The sequence below is a fragment of the Streptomyces sp. NPDC107454 genome, from assembly GCF_055582885.1.
The window spans coordinates 421,739-439,481 of record NZ_JBVJPA010000004.1; the positions used below are offsets into that span (position 1 = coordinate 421,739).

A 17,743-nucleotide genomic window follows, 5' to 3' on the forward strand; every position below is an offset into this window, starting at 1 on the left:
GCCAGATCACCTGAGGGGACGAGCGAACTTGACCGGATCATCTGATATTTGGATCAAGGTAGGAAGCTTGGCCCGGACGGCGTGGGGCGTATGTGCGGGCTCTGCAGCCAATCGGTGTACCAGGCGCGAAACCCGGCGCTCGCCGGGACGAAGCCGCCCCAGTCCGGGTCGAGTTGCCAGACCTCGCCCGCTCGGGGGCCGTTCAGAATCAGCCGGACGTAGATGCCGCAGCCCTGGTCAGCCACCATGAGTGTGCCCCGGATCAGCGCATCGGCCGACGTGTCAATCCGGCCGGGCAGGGGTTCGGCGAGAGGGAAGGGCTCGGCGAGTCGGCCCGGCAGCCGGTCTTGTTCCCACTCGTCGTCCATGGCCCACTCCCCGCCGCCTTCCTGCCTGGGGGCGGCCAACGGCATCAACCCGTGACCGGGACCGGCGGGGCCGTTTCCCACCTTTGCGACGAAGGACCGGTACTCCGCCGGCAGATCGATGCCGTGGGCTTCCTCGAACGTACTGATCTCCGCGGCTGGCAGCGGGGGTGCCAACACGTACCGGTGCGTGTCCGCCCCGAAGCGCTCCCGTCCCGGATCCTGTGCCGCCATCTCCAGTATCCGAGCGCGTACGCCGCCCACATCCCAGCTCTCCATCCAGCGACCGTAACAAGGACGTCCACGCCCGGCCCGCCGCGCCTGCGCGCTCGAACTGCATTTCGTCGGTAGCTCATACTCATGGCATGGTCTTCCCGTCTGCCGCCCATCGGTTCCGGGATCCGCGGAGCACGGGGTACGACTTCATCGGCTCGATCCTCGTGCGCTGCCCCCACTGCGCGAAGGTCGCTCACGTCGTGCCGTCACCCGAGGGTGCCGGAGACGCGAGAGTGACACTGTTCACGCCCAGGCGTCTTGTCTGCCGCAACTGCGGGCTGTCACGGGTGTCGACGGCCAGTCGCGTCTCGTTCAGCCGGGGTACGGCTCAGCCCGCGACGGACCCGTACTTCGGCACGCCACTGTGGCTCCAGTGCGAGACCCGTCATGGGTGGTTGTGGGCATACAACCTGGACCATCTGGACCTGCTCCAGCGCTTTGTCCAGGCCTCGCTGCGTGAACGAGCACCCTGGTACGACACCAGACGGAAGATGACACTGGTGGCGCGTCTGCCGCCGTGGATCAAGCGGGCGAGGAGCCGGGACGAAATCCTGCGCGCCGTCACCCGGATCCGTGCCTCACTGACCTCCGACTGATCGGCGTCGGATTCGCCGCGCTCGCGGTCCACTTGCTGGTGCGGTCCACCTGGGTGCCGGCCGCCGGCTACGCGCGGTCCACTACGCGGTCCGCGAAATCTTCACCGGCAGCCACTGACTGACGACCCGTCTGTCGTGAGGATCGCTGGTCAGTCAGCGGTTCATACTGGTCATACTCCGATGAAGCTCACTGTCTCCGTCATGTCCGCCCGCCCGGTACGCACCCGTGGCACGCCCTCCTTCTCGAACCCCACCGCGACACCGCAGAACAGCACGAGCCCGTCATCGGCTCCCACCACCTTGCTGACGGTCTCGCGGAACATCGTCCACATCACCTGGGGGCAGCTGTGCAAGCCTTCCGCCCTCAGCAACAGCATGACCGTCTGCAAGTACATCCCCGCGTCCCCCCACTGCCCGGGCCCCATCGTCCGGTCGAGGTAGCAGAACAGCACGACCGGCGCCCCGAACGCCTCCGAGTTCACAGCGGCGATCTTCGTGGGCCTGTCGGGGTCGTCGCGCCTGATTCCCAACGCCTTGTACCGCTGGGCAGCCGCGGCGGAGAAACGGTCCAGGTACGGTGAGGTCAGTTCGGCCGGGTACATCGGATACTCCCGCTCATCACCCGGGTCTCCCGCCAGCGCCCTGGCCGTCGCGCGTCTCTTCAGTTCGGCCAAGGGCTCACCGGTCACGACATACACATGCCAAGGCTGGAGATTCCCACTCGACGGGGCCCGCGTCGCTGCGGCCAGAACTCGTTCGAGCACCTCCTTGGGTATCGGCTCATCGCTGAACGCCCGCACGGCCCTGCGACTGTCCACGGCTTCGTACACATCCACGTCTTCTCGTCCTCTCACTCACTCCATGGCGGGCAGCGAAGACACGTGGATGATCGTCGCATCAGGCGAGCGGACCGGGCGGAGCTTTGGCGCTGTCCGCTCTCACGAGGGCCCACACGAGGTTGTTGACCGCCCGTCCCGGCGGTGGTTCGGATGGCGGCGATGTCGAGCCGGCCGTACAGGTTCTCGGCGCGGTCCACGGCGGCGCGCACGCTGGTCGCGTTCGCCAGGTCGCCCACGGCGTACCGCGTGCCGAGCTTCGTGGTCCCCTGGGGCGAGCTTCGGCGGACGGCCGGTGCATGCCGCCTCGCCGCGATCCTCAGCCGCGCGTCACGCGTGCGGCTCGGTGTCCAGGACCATGCCTGACGTGGAGCTGATCATGCGGCGCAGGACGGCGTCGGCCCGCTCGCTGTCGCGGGCCATGACCGCGTCGAGCAGGTCGCGGTGTTCTTTGTGGACGGCCTGGTCGGTCCAGCGGTTCGTCTCTGCCGGTGTGGGCCGGCTCCACCGCCGGTACAGTTCGGCCTCTTCCCTCAGGGAGGCGGCCAGGTCGCGCAGCCGGGGGTTGGCGCAGCCGGCCAGGAGCGCGGTGTGGAAGTCGGCATGGGCGATCAGCCAGTCCTCGCTCGGCTGGTCACCGTCGCCGCGCGGGGTCTGCTCGAAAGTGTGGTGGGCGGCCAGCACCTGAGCCTGCCACGCGAGGCCGCCCTCACTGATGGCGCGGCTCAGGGTGAGGGACTCGATCTCGGTGCGGGTGTCGGTCAGGTCGGCCAGCCCGCGAGCGGTGACGTCGGTGACCTGGAAACCGTGGTGCGCCTCGGAGCTGACCAGGTTCTTGGCGACCAGCTTGAGCAGGGCTTCGCGTACGGCGCCGGTGCTCACCCCGTACTGCTCGCTGAGTTCGGGGAACTTCAACCGCTGGCCAGGCCGGAGCCGGCCGCCCAGGATGTCGGCCCGGATGCGGTCTTGCACCACCTCACTGCGGGTCTGCTGCCCGGCTCCTCTCGCCACAGGACGGATCTTACAACATTTGACAGCTGGCAGCATTTTTAAAAGTGTGGTTGATTATTGAAAGTCAGCAAGCGTCTGTCCCGATGGGAGACCCGATGAGCAGTCCGTACGACACCATGCCCGCCGTTCCCCAGTTCGCCGTCACGAGCGCGGACGTCACCGACGGAGGCCCGTTGCCGGTGGCGCAGTTCGCCGCCATGAGCGGCGCCGCCGGAGCCGAGGACCGCTCCCCCCAGCTGTCGTGGGTCGGCTTCCCGGCCGCCACCCGCAGCTTCGTCGTCACGATGTACGACCCGGACGCCCCGACCCCGTCCGGTTTCTGGCACTGGGCGGTGGCCGACATCGCCGCCGACGTGACGTCCCTCGACGCCGGCGCCGGCGCCGGCACGCCCGGCAACGGCGGCCTGCCGCACGGCGCTTTCCACGTCGCGAACGACGTTCGCGCGACCGCCTACGTCGGCGCCGCGCCACCGCCGGGAACCGGCAAGCACCGCTACTACATCGCCGTCAACGCACTCGACATACCGTCCGTGACGACCCTCGGCATCACCCCGGAGTCGACCCCGGCCGCCCTCAGCTTCTTCATCCTCCAGCACACGCTCGCCCGAGCCGTCCTCGTGCCGTGGGCCGGCGAGTGAGGCCCGGGTGCGGCCGGCAGCTCCTTCCGGGCGGCTCGTCCTGATGACTTCATTCGAGATGACCGCATTCGAGGCGAGCGCGGGACGCCGCTGCCACAACGTCGTCAATCCCGTGCACACATCCGTGTACTTCGCGCCGGAGCAGCAGGACGAACTCGCGGCACTCGGGCTGGAGCGCGGCGCCATGGCCTACTTCGCGGGCCGCGCGGCTCCGCTCGGCGAGGTCGGCGCGGGCACCGTCACAGCGACGTTCCACAACTTCAACCACGAGCACGTGGCCCGGTACATCCCCGCCGCGTGGGCCGTCACCACGCCGGAGGCGGTGCTCGCGGCCCGACTGCGCGGTGCGGACGGGACGCTGCGGCGGCTGCTCGGGGAGGAGGCCCTCACGTCGAAGGGGATGGCCGAGGCGGCCGAGCTGGCGCTGCGCGCCACCGAGGCGTGCCGCCGCGAGGCGCGGCCGCTGTACGCCGCCAACGCCGCCCTTTCCGTGCCCGAGGAACCGCACCTGGCCTTGTGGCACGCCGCGACGCTGCTGCGTGAGCACCGGGGTGACGGTCACCTCGCCGCTCTGGCGGTGGCCGACCTGTCCGGGATCGAGGCCCTCGTCCTGCACAACGCCACCGGTACGGCGCCGACGTCGGCGTTGTTCATGCGGACACGCGGGTGGTCCGCGGAGCAGTGGGCCGCCGCCAGGGACCGGCTGTGCGAGCGCGGGCTGCTGGACGAGGCGGGGGACCTCACGGAGGCGGGCACGGCCCTGCGTGGTGAGGCCGAGGCGCTCACCGACCGCCTCGACGCCGCCCCGTACGACCACCTCGGCGCTGCCGCCACCGCGCGCCTCACCGAGCTGGCCGGCGGCTTCACCAGAACCCTCAGGGCGGCGGGCGCGTTCCCCACGGAGCACTTCGGCAAGGGCTGAGGCCGAGGGGTCCAGGGGCGTACAGCCGAAGAAGCGGCTGGCGCCGGGCGTCTGGATCACCGCCGCGAGCGCGGTCGTATCACCGGCGCCCGCCGGGGACTTCACGCCGCCGAAGCCGTCCGTCGGCTCGGCGCCGTGGCGGCCCGACCAGGAGGGATATGACCTGACCGCTTGATCACGACCTTTCCTCGCCACGAAGCGGGCGAGCGGCCCAGAACCTCCCGGGGAGCCGGTTCGTTGAGCCGCTTGGCCTGCTCTCCCAATGATCAGAAGGACTCGTCGTGAGCGGTGGTATCTCAGTGGACGACAGCTGTATCAGCGCCTTCCAGGAGCTGAAAAGCAGGCGGGACATCAACACAGTGATCTACCGGCTCAGCGACAAGCTGAAGACCGTCATCCCCGACGCCAAGGGGAACCTGACACACGACGAACTACTGAAGGCCCTGCCTGCCGACGAGCCCCGGTACGTCGTCCACGACCTGCTCTTCGCAACAGCGGACGGGACCCGTCAGGAGAAGATCGTGCTGATCTCCTGGTGCCCGGCGGGCACGAACGCCGAGGAGAGGGTCGCGCACTCCTCCGGCTACGGCACGCTCCGGAACCTGCTCGACGGTGTCCAGCTCCACGTACAGGCCACAGACCTGTCCGACGTGGAGTACAAGGCGCTTGTCTCCCAGGCCTGTTGACTTACCTTCCTCCTGGCGGTGGCGCGGACTGGATCGGCGACGGGCTGCCCCGCCGAGTTCACCGATCCCGACGGCCACGCGTGGGCTCTGCGGGAGCGTGGTCTTCGTCCCCCGTGAGTCATGCGAAGGACGGCCACCGATCGGCGGCCCACTCGAGCCAGCCCGGCCACCCAGGAGGCGGACCGCCGATTTCCTGCCCATCGAGTTCCGTGGCATTGGGCTCCTCGAACAGCGTCCTCCAGTGCGAGAGGTCCGCCTCGCTCATCGGGAACGTCCGATCCGGAGCGGTCGACTGGCGGTGGGCGATCCGTGCGCGCTGGGTCTCCTGGTCGACCGGCATGTACACGAGGTGGCAGGACGCGCCCGCGGCCTCCACCAACCAGCGGATCGCGGACCTCTCGTCACGAGACCAGCATCCGAAATCCAGGACCACGTTCGTTCCAAGCCTCAGTGCCTCCAGAGCGAGTGAGAGCAGCCGTCCTTCCAGGACATCGCGCTTGCCGTCCGACTCCGACTCGCCGAACAGCGGAATCATCCACTCATCCGGCGTCAGCCGCAGAGCGCTGTGCTGCTTGGCCAGCTGCCGAGCCCTCGTGGTCTTGCCGGCCCCCGGCAGGCCGACCGTCAGAAACAACGTGGTCACACCCGGATCGTTCATGGAAACCACATGGAGGACAACTGCTTTCAGCTTCCCGTTCCGCGTGAGCCGCGCAAAGAGCTGGAACGCCGCTGCCCCGCAGCGCGCGGGACAAGACGATCACAACTACGTTCTGCGCAGGATGGCGTCGAGCGTCGCTGTCAACATCCTCAACCTGGTCCCGGTCTTCGGCGTCATCGGCGCCGTCGTGATCAACGGGGAGTCGATCCGGCTCGCCCAGGTGACGGGCGGCGTGATCATCATCGGCGGGGTGGTGCTGGGCATGATCGAGCGGGGACAGTGGGGCGACGGCCCGTAGCGGCGCCTGGCGGCTACCGAGCCCCGTCGATCATTCATGCGCGGTAGTCCAAAAGACGCTCCCTGGGCGCCCGTTGGCAGCCTGGGGATCAACGCGTCGTACCTCGCGCCGTGCCCGCGTCGACAGACTCGCCCGCACGGCCTTCGTCCTGGTCACGTGCATCCTTGGCCGGAGCACACGATCAGCCGAAGGCAGCCCGGACGGCCGGCGAACGCCCAGGTGAGCGGCCTGGTTCGAGGAGCACTTCGACTCGCCGATAACCTGCGTCCTCATGATGCGCGCTTGGATCCTGCCGACGCTGTTCGTGCTCTGCGGCTCAGTCGTCGCGGCAGGGCTGGTCTTCAGGGGGCAGCCCGGCGCAGCCGCAGCGCTCCTGCTGGTGTTTGTGCTGCTCGCAGCCGTGAACTCACCTCTCATCTTCCCGAGGTCGATCGGCGCGCTGGAGGCGCAACGCCGCAGCGCGGTGGACGGCCGGCCGGTCGTCTTCTGGCGGTCGGGCTGCACGTACTGCCTGCGACTGCGTATCCGGCTGGGCCGTAGCGCCCGCCAGTTGCACTGGGTCGACATCTGGCGTGACCCGGCTGGAGCGGCAGCCGTCAGGGCGGCCAACGACGGCGACGAGACCGTGCCGACCGTCGTCGTGGCGGGCCGGCCGCACGTCAACCCCGATCCCGAATGGGTGCGCCAACAGCTCTCCCCTTCCACCTGATCGGAAGCGGTGCTTCGTGGCAGCGGACGGCAGTGGCTCGGCGCGCTCGTACGATGGCGCGGTGGGGCAGGCCCGCTGCCCTTGCGGGGCGGGAGGAGCGGATGGCAGCCCGTCGGCGGCGCGAGCGCGACGACGTACCGGTGGAATTGCAGCGGCTGGTGGGGGAGTTGCGGCGGTGCGAGGACCGGTGTGAGCTGAGCCTGACGTCGCTCGCCGCCAAGACCGGATTCAGCGTCAGCTCCTGGCAGCGCTACCTCGGCGGCCGCTCGCTGCCGCCGAGGATGGAGACCACGTGCCGGTTCCGCAGGGTGCGCCGGCCGGCCTTCGGCGACGGGCCCCGGTCCAGTGCCGTACGGGGTCGGTTCCTCTGGTGAGGCGAAATGACGGAGTGGCGGATCATGCTGTCCTGCTCGGTGTGGCCGGTGTGGCCGGTGTGGTCGGTGCTGTGGCCCGTCGTGATCACGCAGGGTGAAGATGCCGTGTGACTGGGGCGAATATTGCGAGGTCGTTCCCTGACACTGTGCGACCTTCTAATCTCGGCTCATGGACTGGTTGATGGCCGCGTGGGTGGGGGTGGCTGGTGGTGCCACCATGGAGGCCGTCGACGTCATCAAGTCCGTCAAGTGGCACCACAAAATGCCATGGAACGTGCAGCCGGACACGGTCGAGCCTCCTCGGCGCAGGCCCGATGTACGGCCCGGCGAGGAGCAGTTGCCCGCGCCCGGCTGGCCGGGTTACTGCGTTGCCGCGGTGCTGCGGTTGTTCGTGAGTGGGGCCCCGACGGGCGCCCTCGCCGCGACCTACCCGCACAGTGTGAACCCGCTCGTGGCCTATATGGTCGGCTTAGGGGCACTGTCAGCCGTTCAACAACTCGCCACGCTGGTGCCACTGGCGGTCAAGAGCGCCGGCCGGGCCGCCTTGGGCGGTGTGGCCGAGGAGGCACAGCAGCAAGCCCTTCAGGGGCAAGCGCAGCCGGTTTACGGTTACGGCCACGCCAACGGTGTTCCCCTCCGGCCACAGGCAGCGGGTCCTCCCGCAGACAGCGCGCAGCCGGACGCAGGCATCATCGCGCCACAGGGATCATCAGACGCAGGGGGGCAGGTATGACGCCGGCCGCTGAATCCTTCGCCGGCCGGGTCCTGGCCGTCATCTCGCGCCGCTCACCAGGCTTTCGGCGGCCCACCGGGTCGTTCAAGCCGGTCGACACTCGGGTGCGGACCGTCGTCTCGCCAACTCCTTTTTCCTCCAGGACTTCCGAACCGCCCGAAGGTATCCCCACCGACACCAACCGCGCTGCGACAAAACCGAGTGGCGTCGCGAGCCCGCGCCGACCTCCCCGTGCGCGCAGTCTGCTGACTTCGGTCCTGGGCATCCGGGTGCACCCGGCGAAGGCGTCCGACGCATCCGTGCGGAATGAGTCGGAAGGGGAGACGAAAGCACGGTTCAGCGACCGCACGAGCAGCCCCGTCCTGCCGCCGTACACACCGGGCGAGCGACCACGGGCGCAAGAGGAGGGACGCCCCGAGCACAAAGATGGCGGCGTGCCGCACCGCGAACCGGGCAAGGGCCGCCGGGAACACGGCTCGCGGTGGGTGGATCCGGTTCCGCAGCACCTGCTGAGCGAGGACCGCCAGGAATACGAGCGGATCCTCGATGAGGTGCTGCGCTCCGCCCCACACCGCCCGGAACTCGCCGCTGTCGGCCGGCGGCTCAATGCCGAACAGCTGCGCACCATGGCGCTCAACGCCACCGCACTCATCACGGCGGCCGCGGCGACCGAGTACGCGCACTACGTGAAGGTCCGCGAGGAACTGCGCCGCCCGGCGCCGTCCACCCCCTGGTCCGCCTACGCGTCAGGCTCCGGGGAGCCGGACGCGGGCGCGATGGGGCTCGCCGCCACCAGGGGAGAGCGCGACGAGACCTCCGGGGCCGGTGTGATCGCCGTCGTCGCGGTGCTCGCGCCCGTCCTCGCCGGGACAGCCGCGGCGATCTTCCTGCTCGTGGGGTTCGTCCTGAAGGTCCTCACCCCCGAGTCGGCGTTCGCCCAGACCCTGCTGACCACCGGGTGGGTCTTCGGCGCGGTCACGGCGGCCGCGATCCTGGTCGCCGCGGCCGGGCTGCTGCTCACCGCTCTGCGCGACGGCTCGTCCTCGCTCCACGCCGGAGCACCCGGCGAGCTCAACGCGGAGGTGGCCCGGGCCAGGGAAGCCTGGCGCGAGGCCCTGCTGGAGCGCGGCATCATGCCGTTCCTCCGGGAGGCCCTCGCCGATCCGGGCACGGCGGCACTGACCCGTCCGTCACCGACACCGACCACCGGCCGCATGCCGCACCTCGGCTACGACCGGCCGGGGTTCAGCAGCCCCGACGGCGGCCCCGCGGCGGGTCCGCGCCCGAGCTTCACCAGCCCGGACTTCACCAGCCCGGACTTCGGGGGGTCAGCCGAAAGCACCCCGTCCACGGGGCCCGAACAGTCCGACTGACCAACGCCGGACTTGAGCGGTGGCGGTATGCCGCCGCCTGGCCGCGTTCGCCGATGCGGGGATTGCGGTGGCCTCGTGGGGGAACGGCCGCAGTCGGCGGTGCCACAGCGAGCCGGACGGGGATGTTCGCGTGTCTGCCGGCCACTTCGGGCGTTGGGCCGGGCATGAAGATCACTCGCTTCGGCCTCATCCTCGCAGCGGCGCTTGCCGTCGCTCCCCTTGCAGCCGGCGTGCCGGCCGGCGCCGCGACGCGCGGAGTCGATTCCCACTGCGGCAAGTACATCTGCGTCATGACCGCACATCACAACAAGTTCGTCCAGGACATCACCGCCTACACCAAGGACGGCCTGCCTGGGACCCTGCGTGCCTACTGGGGCGAATTCCGCTCCCCTCGAGTCAGCGCCGCGTCCCACAAGTGGACGGTGGGCTACGAGCAGTCCAACCGCCTCGTCTGCGGCGGCCTGGAGCGCGACCGCCGCACCATCGAGGACAACATCTGCGTCACCATCTGAGCGCCTGGGCGTGACCTCTCACGTGGGCGCGGGGTCGGGGCCACGGTGGGCCCGGCCCGGCGCCTCCGTCCGCTTCCGTTGCTGAGCCCGAGTACGCCGGTCTCGCAACCAGTCGTCGATGACGACGAAGTCCGTATCGATCAGGCCGGTCGTGGAATCGACACGATGGAGCAGCGCGTGTCCGCGATGGTGCGTCGACACCCATGCCTGATCGAGATCGGTTTCCATAGGGCGACCGGGCGCCCGCCGGCATCTGCACACCCCGCCCACCAGGGCGGGGACCTGTCGGGCAGGTCCTAGGTGGCGCTGCTGGTGCTCAGGACTGTGGCGCGGAACGATGTCACCAGGGGCCGCAGGTCGACTCGGTGCCATGCGGCCCACAGCTGGATGCATGTGTCGTGCCAGGGAAGCTCGCGCACCGCGACATCCTCGGTGGTGGCGCGCACCATGCTTTTCTGCACGAGTGCGAGTCCGAGCCCGGAGGCGACCAGGCCGAGCGCGGTCAGTGGCTCGGCGGCGTCGAGGCGGATGTCGGGGGTGAAGCCGGCAGCCGTGCAGGTGGCGACGAAGGTGTCCCGCCAAGAGGGGTCCTGGGCATTCTCGACTGCGATCCATGGCTGACCATCGAGGTCCCCGGGAGTCACCTTTTCCTGGTCGGCGAGGGGATGCCCCGCGGGCAGGGCCAGGAGCAGCGGGTCCTCGAGCAGGGGTGCGGCCAGTAGGTCAGACTCATCCGCGGTCGGAGGTTCATGGACGAGCGCGATGTCGAGGCTGCGCTGCCGCAGGCCTTCAAACTGTTCGGTGGGCGGCAGGTTGTACAGAGCGATGTGGATGCCGGGGCGTTCGTTGTGCAGAGCGCGTAGCGCGCCGGGCAGGATGCCGGTGTGCATGGCGTCGGCGACGTAGCCGATGCACAGGCCGCCCTCTTCTCCGCGGCCCAGCCGTCGGCCCAGGTTCTCCAGACGATCAGCATGCCGCAGTAGCGCACGGGCTTCGGCCAGGAAGACCTGGCCGTCCCGGGTGAGCCGGATTCTCTGCTGGCCGCGTTCGAACAGGGTGAGGCCCAGGTTCTGCTCGAGTTGCGCGATCTGCCGGCTGAGCGGTGACTGGGACATGTGCAGCCGCTCGGCGGCCTGGCCGACGTGTTCGGTCTCGGCGACGGCGACGAAGTAGCGGAGTTGCCGCAGGTCAAGCATGTCAGACCTCTAGGGACTCAAGTGTGTCCAAGTAAGTCTTGGACAGTCTCAAGTCTAGATCCTAGCCTCGAACGTGTCAGACCGACGGAATGCGCGAACGGCGTATAAGGCATATCCATCGCAACTCGTACAGCAAGGATCCGCACCATGGCCATCAAGTCCTTCCTGCCCGGCCGCCTGGGCTTCGGCACCGCACCGCTGGGCAACATGTTCCGGGCCATACCCGACGAAGAGGCCGCGGCCACCGTGGACGCCGCCTGGGACAACGGCATCCGCTACTTCGACACCGCGCCCTTCTACGGCGCGGGCCTGTCCGAGCTCCGGCTCGGTGAAGCCCTGGCCGGACGCCCCCGCGACGAGTTCGTCCTGAGCACGAAGGTCGGCCGCGTCATCCTCGACGAGATCGAGGATCCCGCCACCCGTGACCTGGGCGAGAAGGGCGGACTGTTCGAACACGGACGCCCCAACAAGATCGTCAACGACTACTCGGCCGACGCCACGCTGCGCTCCATCGAGGACAGCCTCAAGCGACTGAAGACGGACCGCCTCGACATCGTGTGGGTGCACGACGTCGCGCAGGACTTCTACGGCGACGAGTGGCTCGCCGCGTACGAGACCGCCCGTACCGGCGCATTCCGGGTGCTGCAGAAGCTGCGCGACGAAGGCGTCATCAGGGCCTGGGGCCTAGGGGTCAACAGGGTCGAGCCCCTGGAGCTGACGCTGGACCTCGACGAGCCGAAGCCGGACGCGTTCCTTCTCGCCGGCCGCTACACGCTGCTCGACCACGAGCGCGCCCTGCAGCGGCTGCTGCCGGCCGCGAAGGCCCAGGACGTCGACATCGTCGTAGGCGGACCGTACAGCTCCGGCGTCCTGGCCGGTGGGCAGCACTTCGAGTACCAGAAGGCCCCCGCCCCGGTCATCACCAAGGTGGAGCGCATCAAGGCACTCGCAGGCCGGCGCGGCGTCGGTATCAAGGCGGCAGCGCTGCAGTTCTCCCTTGCTCACCCCGCGGTCGCCGCCGCCATCCCCGGCGCCTCCCGGCCGAGCCGCATCGCAGAGGACGCCGCCGCACTCGGCGAGAGGGTTCCGGCGGCCTTCTGGACGGCTCTGCGCACGGAAGGGCTGGTCACTCAGAACGCCCCCGTACCCAGCGCCTGACTTTTACCGCACCTGTTGAGGAGACGACCATGGCCACTACGACCGCAACCATCGACATCCCCGTGCCCGCCGCGCGCGTCTGGCAGCTCATCGGCGGCTTCGACTCCCTGCCCGACTGGCTGCCCTACATTCCCACGAGCACGCTCAGTGAGGGTGGCCGTGTCCGCAGCCTCGCGAACGAGGAAGGCGGCGTCATCGTCGAACGCCTTGAAGCGTTCGACAACCAGGCGCGCACGTACAGCTACTCCATTCTCCAGGCCCCGTTCCCTGTCACCGACTACCGCTCCACCCTCACCGTGCATGAAGTGTCCGGCGGCCAGAGCCGTGTGGAGTGGTCCGGCACCTTCACACCGGCAGGGACGAGCGACGAAGAAGCGATCACCCTGTTCCACGGCATCTACGCCGAGGGTCTGGCCGCGCTGAAGAAGACACTCGACGCAGTTGTCGGTGGGTGATGAGGCGGCAGGCCCGTTCGTAGCTGCGGTCGGCGAAGAGTTGGTTGCGGAGTGGAGCTCGCGTGTCACGCGGTGAACCCGCCGTCGACGTGGATCGAGGCTCCGGTGATGTACGCGCCGTCCGCACTTGCCAGGTGGGCGACGGTGGCCGCGATCTCGGCCGCTTCCGCATAGCGGCCAACCGCGGTGAAGCCGGCGATCATCTCGGCGTTCGGCCCGTCGGCGGGGTTGGTGTCCGTGTCGGTGGGGCCGGGGTGCACCAGATTGACGGTGACTCCACGCGGGCCGAGCTCCCGGGCCAGGCCCTTCGTCATCCCGACCAGAGCCGTCTTGCTCATCGAGTACAGCGCCAGTCCGGGAAAGACCGCACGCTCGGCGACATTGCTGCCGATGCTGATGATCCGGCCGCCCTGGTCCATATGACGCACTGCCGCCTGGGACGCCGCGAACGGTGCCCGGACGTTCACCGCCAGAGTGCGGTCGATCTCTGCCGACCCCAGGTCTTCAAGTGGGCCGACGAGGAAGACCCCGGCGTTGTTGACCAGGATGTCGAGTCTGCCGAACGTCGCGGCGGCCTCGTCCACGGCGGCGGTGAGTGCCTCAGGGACCGCGCTGTCGGCTTGGATGGCAAGGGCTCGGCGCCCCCTGGCCTTGATCTGCTCCACGACCTCGCCGGCGCGTTCCGCGTTGTTCTCATAGGTCAGGACGAGGTCGGCGCCTTCTTCGGCCAGTCGTAGTGCCACAGCGGCACCGATACCCCGGCTTCCGCCCGTGATCAGGGCCACGTTTCCTTCAAGTCGATTCATCAGGTTGAGCATTGCTGGCGCCAGTGCCGGAAGCTGGCGGGAATCCGCCCTGGAGTTCAGCCGCCGGGAGGGCACGCTCTGGTGGGCGGGTCTGTCGAGTGTCACCGGGCATGTCGAATACGCCGGCTCCCGATCGACGTGAGAGTGAAGGCACATCCCAGCACTTCAGGAGCAACCCGTCGTGACCGTATCCGCGGACATGGCCATCTCGCTCGACGGGTGCATCGCCGGCACCAATGTCGCCCTCGACAACCCGGGAGGCGACGGCGCCGAGCCGCTCTTCGAGTGGATCCACCCGCCGTTCAGGGCCCCGGTCTTCGTGCTCACACACCGTCCCCGGCCGGCCCTGGTCAAGGAGGGCGGCACCACCTTCACCTTCGTCACCGACGGCATCCACAGCGCCCGTGACCAGGCGAAGGCCGCCGCCGGGGGACAGGAACGTCGACATCGCGGGCGGGGCGAGCACGGTGCAGCAGTACCTCAGGGAGGGGCTCATCGACGAGCTTCGGCTGCACGTGGTGCCCGTGCTCCTCGGAGAGGGACTGCGGCTCTTCGAGGGACTGGGCGCCGGGCGGCGGAACCTCGAGCCGGTCAGGGAGGTCGTCGATGGCCCCGTTTCCGGTGCAGTCGCCGGTCGTCATCGCCAGGTCGGGCGTCCAGGTGCCCGCCGGGCCGGGCAGAACCGGGCGTCCGTCGACGGTTGGTAGGGCGGTCTCGCGCCCACCGTGCGATGGGCGGCGGCGTCGTTGAACAGGTTCTTGGCGTCCTTGCCGTAGATGGGCGCGTACGTCACCCAGTCGTCGTTGGCGTCGTTCCCACCTCCGTTGTACCCGCCGGTGTTGCCGACGACCTTGCCGGTACCGGTGGCACGGTTGTAGTCCTCGATCCACGGGCCGCCGGAGACCCCTCCGTAGAAGCCGGTGCAGGTCATGCGCACCTGCTGGTAGCCGGGCAGGCGCGAGGTGGTGACGGGGCAGCGGATCGCCTGGTGCCTCGCATTGACGCTTTCGGAGCTGGGATACCCGATCACCGTGACCTTGTGGGTGTATTTGCTGGTGGGAGTGAACGTCAGAGCGCCCGTCACGTCCTCCACTTTGCCCCGGCTGTTGGGGCCGACCTGTGCGAAGGCCAGGTCCAGGTCGGAGGTGGGTTTCTTGGTGTTGGCCACGTAGCGCGGATCGATGTACATCTGCGACACCGCGAAAACGCCGCGCGGCTGGTGCACGGCGGACAGCCCGTCGCGATACTGCGGCACGAAGATGCGGTGCGTGGCCCCCTGCAGACCGCGGCCGCAGTGCCCGGCGGTCAGGACGATGTCATGGGCGGCCGTGTGCACCACGCTGCCCGTGCAGTACGTGCTCTTTCCGCCCAAGGGCTTTCCGTCGTAGAAGAACGTGCCCACCATCGGGTGGCCGCCGAAGTGCTCGGGACGGGGCGTGCCGGCCGGCGGCCTGCTGCGCGTGCCGATGTGCGGCGCCGAGGCTACGGGGGCCCGGCCGGGTGCGCTGTCGAGGGGCACCGCGTTGTCCATGCGGTTGGCTGTCCAGTACTTCTCCTCCTCGCTCAGGCTGGGGCCGCCGGAGGAGGCCGGAGAGACAGGGGGGTGGCTGGGCTGCGCGGATGTCGGCGTCGCCGAGGGGACAGGCGGCACTGCCGCCGCCCCGGGTCCTGTCGGACGGGCCGACGGTGCAGCGGGGACCGACGGTAGCGGAGTGCCGGACGGCACCGGAGTACGGGACTGCACTGGAGTGCGGGACTGCACTGGAGCGCCGGTGGCGGCAAGCGCCTGGCTCGTGCCGAGCATGCCCGCGCACAGACCGAGCGCCAGGGCCGGAATCCATGTGGAACTGGAACTCAACGAGGTGTCTTTCCGTCTTGGAGGAAGCCGAACGGCAGGCGATACAGATCTCGCATAATCGCACATATGTTCGTCGTGACGGTTGGTAGCGTAGCGTCACATGCGGCTTGACGTGGCGTCATAAGGCAGACAGGCGAGGCGATGGACCGATTCCGCACCGCGGCGATGGTGGCACTGCCGCTCCTCCTGCCCCTCCTCGCCGCCGGCCCGGCCTCCGCCGCCGAACCGGCACCGCTGCCCCTCGGCAGTGTCCGGTCGGTGCATCCCGGCGACAGGCTGGCCGTTACCGCAGCGAGCGGACAGGCCGTGAACGGCGACACCATTACCTCCCCGGTATTGCTGAAGGCCGGGCGGATGCGGATGACGGCACCCCGGCTGACGGCCTCCGTCACCATCGCCTGCGACGCCCGGCCCGGCACCTACCCGGTCGCGCTGACCAGCGCCGGATCCTCACGCCCGGCCGAGCACGCGGCCCCGTGGGCACACGTACGCGTGGAACCGGACGACGAGGCCGCGCGTCGCGCCTGCCAGGACAAGGTCAAGAAGATGCCCCCGCCCGACCGGGAGGAGCACTGGGCGGCGGACACCACCTGGCCCCAGTCGCAATGGGATGTCAGGTCCTTCCGCGCCGGCAGCCGCATCACGATCACCGACAACGACGACGAGGGACTGGACGGGGTCATCGCCCTCTCGTCCCCCGCCTTCGCCGACCGGCCCGTCCTGCGCGGCGCACGAGCGGTCCTGACCGCCACCGCCACCCTCAGATGCGATGCTGCGCCCGGCCTCTACCCCGTCTACCGGCACACTCCCGACCTGGACAAGAACCACCCGAACCAGCCCTGGGCCCGGCTGCGCGTCGCCCCCGCCTCCAGAACAACCACCTGCCCCACGCGGCAGGCGGCGCGTCCCTCCGGGGGATCCCGCACCGAAGTGGTGGCCTGGGCCGCGGGTGGGGTACTCCTCGCTGCTGCCGGCACGGCGCTCCTCCTCAAACGCTTCCGGTCCCGCCATGCGAACATCCCAGGGGCACCGCCACGCTCAAGCAGCTGACGCCGCAACAGATGTCGGCCTCGGAAGCGGGTTCGCAGACTCCGACAGCAGCTCGACGTCGGGCGGGCCCCAGCTCATCGCGCCGACTGCGGCGGCGCTGGTGCACCGTGACCGCTCGGTCGCGTTCGTTGGCTTCGGAACAGCGGGCGAAGTGCGCCTGGAGGACACGCCGTTCGGGTGGAACCACTCGTGGTTCGCAGGTAGGACGCTGGTTCCTGCATGACCGATCGGCCTCCGGACCGGGTCCAAATGTGCATGAGACCGGCTTGCTCGTCGAGATGCGGGCGGTGCGGGCGCAGCCCGGCGAGAACGCCGTCACGAGAGTGGCGACTCTCGGTGCGCCGGACGGGTCCAGGCCGATTGCTCAGGTTTCGTCGACAGTAAGGGCCACGGCGTCGTTCGCTGCGTGGTCCCAGTTGGTCCAGAAATCCTGGGAGCGGGCGTCGAGGAAGATGAACCGGGCGTGGTTGGGAGGCCGCGTCGTGGTGTCGTGGAGCGGTGCGAACAAGGCCCGGCCGAGTGCGTTGCTCGCCGGTACGTCCGTGCGGCCGTTGATGACCAGTGCCGGGGTGTCGGTCATCGCCTCGAGGAGCCGCTGAACGTTGGGGCGCACTCCCTGCGGATCCGCCGGTTTGCGGCGTCGGCGCGGGCTTGTTCCGGCGGCGCGGGCCAGGTCGCAGAGGTGGGCCCGCTCGGTGTCGTCCATACGCAGCGCGCGGGCGAGCGCGTCCAGGACGGTGTAGGACACCCCTGCGAGGCTCCCCCGCTCCAGGCGGGCGTAGTACTCGACGCTGACCTCGGCGAGCTGTGCGGCCTCCGCGCGGCGCAGCCCGGGAACCCGGCGGGCCCCGTAGCTGGGCAGCCCACCTGGTCGGGGGTGATCCTGGCCCGGCGGGAGGTCAGGAACTCGCGGATCTCGCTGCGGTGGTCCATGCCTTCCAGGCCAGGTAGCCGCAGAGCCTGGTGGGGTGCCCTGTCAGGGCGCGTTTCAGCAGTGACTCCCTCAGTCGCCGGTGCACCGATTGCATGGTGGTCAGCCCGTGCATCGCATGGTTTCGGACCGGCTCCGCGGGCTTTCACCTCGACCACGGGAGCGGCGGCCTCACGGCTGCTCTCCCGGACAGGTCAGCCAAGGACATCACCGTGCGGAACGTCACCTTCACCAGCGCCGGCGACACCATGGCCGGGAACCTCCACCTCCCGGACGGCTTCACGCCGGTAGGCTGATCATGA

The 17,743-nt window shown here is 69.4% G+C and carries 22 protein-coding genes; 14 read left to right on the forward strand and 8 right to left on the reverse strand.

Translation table 11 applies throughout. The annotated features are described in order from the left end of the window. Positions 1-53: 53 nt before the first annotated feature. Entirely contained in the window at positions 54-644 is a 591-nt protein-coding gene (locus tag ACZ69M_RS12095; protein WP_470049046.1) for an SMI1/KNR4 family protein, read from the reverse strand. A gap of 86 nt (positions 645-730) precedes the next feature. Between ACZ69M_RS12095 and ACZ69M_RS12100 the strand changes: the two genes are divergently transcribed. Then, positions 731-1,237 carry a hypothetical protein gene (locus ACZ69M_RS12100; protein ID WP_470049048.1) on the forward strand — a complete coding sequence of 169 codons (507 nt, stop codon included), beginning with the start codon at positions 731-733 and terminating at the stop codon, positions 1,235-1,237. A 170-nt stretch (positions 1,238-1,407) separates the two neighbouring features. On the opposite strand, the gene ACZ69M_RS12105 is transcribed toward ACZ69M_RS12100, so the two are convergent. Then, a complete protein-coding gene (locus ACZ69M_RS12105; RefSeq protein ID WP_470049050.1) occupies positions 1,408-2,073 on the reverse strand; it encodes a nitroreductase in 666 nt (221 codons plus the stop codon). A 330-nt stretch (positions 2,074-2,403) separates the two neighbouring features. Further along, positions 2,404-3,084, reverse strand: a complete 681-nt coding sequence (locus ACZ69M_RS12110) for a GntR family transcriptional regulator (protein WP_470049052.1) — start codon at positions 3,082-3,084, stop codon at positions 2,404-2,406. Positions 3,085-3,179: 95 nt separating this feature from the next. Between ACZ69M_RS12110 and ACZ69M_RS12115 the strand changes: the two genes are divergently transcribed. From ACZ69M_RS12115 to ACZ69M_RS12125, 3 genes are all read left to right on the forward strand, one after another. Continuing rightward, the gene (locus ACZ69M_RS12115) at positions 3,180-3,722 is read left to right on the forward strand and encodes a YbhB/YbcL family Raf kinase inhibitor-like protein (protein WP_470049054.1); all 543 of its coding nucleotides are present in this window, start codon (positions 3,180-3,182) and stop codon (positions 3,720-3,722) included. 58 nt (positions 3,723-3,780) lie between these two features. Then, positions 3,781-4,644, forward strand: coding sequence for an SCO6745 family protein (locus ACZ69M_RS12120; protein ID WP_470049355.1), 864 nt, complete (start codon positions 3,781-3,783; stop codon positions 4,642-4,644). Positions 4,645-4,925: 281 nt separating this feature from the next. Then, the gene (locus tag ACZ69M_RS12125) at positions 4,926-5,330 is read left to right on the forward strand and encodes an actin-binding ADF family protein (RefSeq protein ID WP_470049056.1); all 405 of its coding nucleotides are present in this window, start codon (positions 4,926-4,928) and stop codon (positions 5,328-5,330) included. A 118-nt stretch (positions 5,331-5,448) separates the two neighbouring features. Here the strand turns inward: ACZ69M_RS12125 and ACZ69M_RS12130 are convergent, their stop codons facing one another. After that, a complete protein-coding gene (locus ACZ69M_RS12130; protein WP_470049058.1) occupies positions 5,449-5,973 on the reverse strand; it encodes a P-loop nucleotide/nucleoside kinase family protein in 525 nt (174 codons plus the stop codon). A gap of 58 nt (positions 5,974-6,031) precedes the next feature. Here ACZ69M_RS12130 and ACZ69M_RS12135 point away from each other — a divergent pair, with 58 nt between their 5' ends. The 6 genes from ACZ69M_RS12135 to ACZ69M_RS12160 all read left to right on the forward strand — a co-directional run bounded on the left by ACZ69M_RS12135 (position 6,032) and on the right by ACZ69M_RS12160 (position 9,987). Next, complete coding sequence (locus ACZ69M_RS12135) at positions 6,032-6,286, forward strand: EamA family transporter (protein ID WP_470049060.1); 255 nt, start codon at positions 6,032-6,034, stop codon at positions 6,284-6,286. 271 nt (positions 6,287-6,557) lie between these two features. Next, on the forward strand, positions 6,558-6,995 hold the full coding sequence (locus ACZ69M_RS12140; protein ID WP_470049062.1) for a glutaredoxin domain-containing protein: 438 nt from the start codon (positions 6,558-6,560) through the stop codon (positions 6,993-6,995). Positions 6,996-7,096: 101 nt separating this feature from the next. Then, positions 7,097-7,369 carry a helix-turn-helix domain-containing protein gene (locus ACZ69M_RS12145; RefSeq protein ID WP_470049064.1) on the forward strand — a complete coding sequence of 91 codons (273 nt, stop codon included), beginning with the start codon at positions 7,097-7,099 and terminating at the stop codon, positions 7,367-7,369. 169 nt (positions 7,370-7,538) lie between these two features. Next, complete coding sequence (locus ACZ69M_RS12150) at positions 7,539-8,102, forward strand: hypothetical protein (RefSeq protein ID WP_470049066.1); 564 nt, start codon at positions 7,539-7,541, stop codon at positions 8,100-8,102. A gap of 485 nt (positions 8,103-8,587) precedes the next feature. Then, a complete protein-coding gene (locus ACZ69M_RS12155) occupies positions 8,588-9,475 on the forward strand; it encodes a hypothetical protein (protein WP_470049357.1) in 888 nt (295 codons plus the stop codon). Positions 9,476-9,765: 290 nt separating this feature from the next. Next, positions 9,766-9,987, forward strand: coding sequence for a hypothetical protein (locus ACZ69M_RS12160; protein WP_470049068.1), 222 nt, complete (start codon positions 9,766-9,768; stop codon positions 9,985-9,987). 296 nt (positions 9,988-10,283) lie between these two features. On the opposite strand, the gene ACZ69M_RS12165 is transcribed toward ACZ69M_RS12160, so the two are convergent. Continuing rightward, positions 10,284-11,183, reverse strand: a complete 900-nt coding sequence (locus tag ACZ69M_RS12165) for a LysR substrate-binding domain-containing protein (protein WP_470049070.1) — start codon at positions 11,181-11,183, stop codon at positions 10,284-10,286. A gap of 147 nt (positions 11,184-11,330) precedes the next feature. On the opposite strand from ACZ69M_RS12165, the gene ACZ69M_RS12170 reads away from it, so the two are divergent. After that, positions 11,331-12,341, forward strand: coding sequence for an aldo/keto reductase (locus tag ACZ69M_RS12170; RefSeq protein WP_470049072.1), 1,011 nt, complete (start codon positions 11,331-11,333; stop codon positions 12,339-12,341). A gap of 29 nt (positions 12,342-12,370) precedes the next feature. Next, positions 12,371-12,796 (forward strand): SRPBCC family protein, encoded by a 426-nt coding sequence (locus ACZ69M_RS12175; RefSeq protein WP_470049073.1) that lies wholly within the window; start codon positions 12,371-12,373, stop codon positions 12,794-12,796. Positions 12,797-12,861: 65 nt separating this feature from the next. Here ACZ69M_RS12175 and ACZ69M_RS12180 read toward each other — a convergent pair whose 3' ends face one another. After that, positions 12,862-13,602, reverse strand: coding sequence for an SDR family NAD(P)-dependent oxidoreductase (locus ACZ69M_RS12180; RefSeq protein ID WP_470049075.1), 741 nt, complete (start codon positions 13,600-13,602; stop codon positions 12,862-12,864). A gap of 236 nt (positions 13,603-13,838) precedes the next feature. Between ACZ69M_RS12180 and ACZ69M_RS12185 the strand changes: the two genes are divergently transcribed. After that, on the forward strand, positions 13,839-14,309 hold the full coding sequence (locus tag ACZ69M_RS12185; protein ID WP_470049077.1) for a dihydrofolate reductase family protein: 471 nt from the start codon (positions 13,839-13,841) through the stop codon (positions 14,307-14,309). Here ACZ69M_RS12185 and ACZ69M_RS12190 read toward each other — a convergent pair. Beyond that, the gene (locus ACZ69M_RS12190) at positions 14,240-15,253 is read right to left on the reverse strand and encodes a trypsin-like serine peptidase (RefSeq protein WP_470049079.1); all 1,014 of its coding nucleotides are present in this window, start codon (positions 15,251-15,253) and stop codon (positions 14,240-14,242) included. The genes ACZ69M_RS12185 and ACZ69M_RS12190 overlap by 70 nt on opposite strands. 348 nt (positions 15,254-15,601) lie before the next feature. Between ACZ69M_RS12190 and ACZ69M_RS12195 the strand changes: the two genes are divergently transcribed. Continuing rightward, positions 15,602-16,510: a hypothetical protein gene (locus tag ACZ69M_RS12195; RefSeq protein ID WP_470049081.1), complete on the forward strand. Its 909-nt coding sequence runs from the start codon at positions 15,602-15,604 to the stop codon at positions 16,508-16,510. 364 nt (positions 16,511-16,874) lie between these two features. Here ACZ69M_RS12195 and ACZ69M_RS12200 read toward each other — a convergent pair whose 3' ends face one another. After that, positions 16,875-17,372, reverse strand: a complete 498-nt coding sequence (locus ACZ69M_RS12200) for a helix-turn-helix transcriptional regulator (protein WP_470049359.1) — start codon at positions 17,370-17,372, stop codon at positions 16,875-16,877. Between the last annotated feature and the right edge of the window lie 371 nt (positions 17,373-17,743).

Bases quoted from the DNA above. Each gene is read 5' to 3' on its own strand.
- ACZ69M_RS12145 (WP_470049064.1), top strand. From the start codon at position 7,097: ATGGCAGCCCGTCGGCGGCGCGAGCGCGACGACGTACCGGTGGAATTG.
- ACZ69M_RS12140 (WP_470049062.1), top strand. From the start codon at position 6,558: ATGATGCGCGCTTGGATCCTGCCGACGCTGTTCGTGCTCTGCGGCTCA.
- ACZ69M_RS12115 (WP_470049054.1), top strand. From the start codon at position 3,180: ATGAGCAGTCCGTACGACACCATGCCCGCCGTTCCCCAGTTCGCCGTC.
- ACZ69M_RS12170 (WP_470049072.1), top strand. From the start codon at position 11,331: ATGGCCATCAAGTCCTTCCTGCCCGGCCGCCTGGGCTTCGGCACCGCA.
- ACZ69M_RS12120 (WP_470049355.1), top strand. From the start codon at position 3,781: ATGACCGCATTCGAGGCGAGCGCGGGACGCCGCTGCCACAACGTCGTC.
- ACZ69M_RS12180 (WP_470049075.1), bottom strand. From the start codon at position 13,602: ATGAATCGACTTGAAGGAAACGTGGCCCTGATCACGGGCGGAAGCCGG.
- ACZ69M_RS12175 (WP_470049073.1), top strand. From the start codon at position 12,371: ATGGCCACTACGACCGCAACCATCGACATCCCCGTGCCCGCCGCGCGC.
- ACZ69M_RS12150 (WP_470049066.1), top strand. From the start codon at position 7,539: ATGGACTGGTTGATGGCCGCGTGGGTGGGGGTGGCTGGTGGTGCCACC.
- ACZ69M_RS12165 (WP_470049070.1), bottom strand. From the start codon at position 11,183: ATGCTTGACCTGCGGCAACTCCGCTACTTCGTCGCCGTCGCCGAGACC.
- ACZ69M_RS12160 (WP_470049068.1), top strand. From the start codon at position 9,766: ATGACCGCACATCACAACAAGTTCGTCCAGGACATCACCGCCTACACC.
- ACZ69M_RS12095 (WP_470049046.1), bottom strand. From the start codon at position 644: ATGGAGAGCTGGGATGTGGGCGGCGTACGCGCTCGGATACTGGAGATG.
- ACZ69M_RS12100 (WP_470049048.1), top strand. From the start codon at position 731: ATGGTCTTCCCGTCTGCCGCCCATCGGTTCCGGGATCCGCGGAGCACG.
- ACZ69M_RS12185 (WP_470049077.1), top strand. From the start codon at position 13,839: ATGTCGCCCTCGACAACCCGGGAGGCGACGGCGCCGAGCCGCTCTTCG.
- ACZ69M_RS12195 (WP_470049081.1), top strand. From the start codon at position 15,602: ATGGACCGATTCCGCACCGCGGCGATGGTGGCACTGCCGCTCCTCCTG.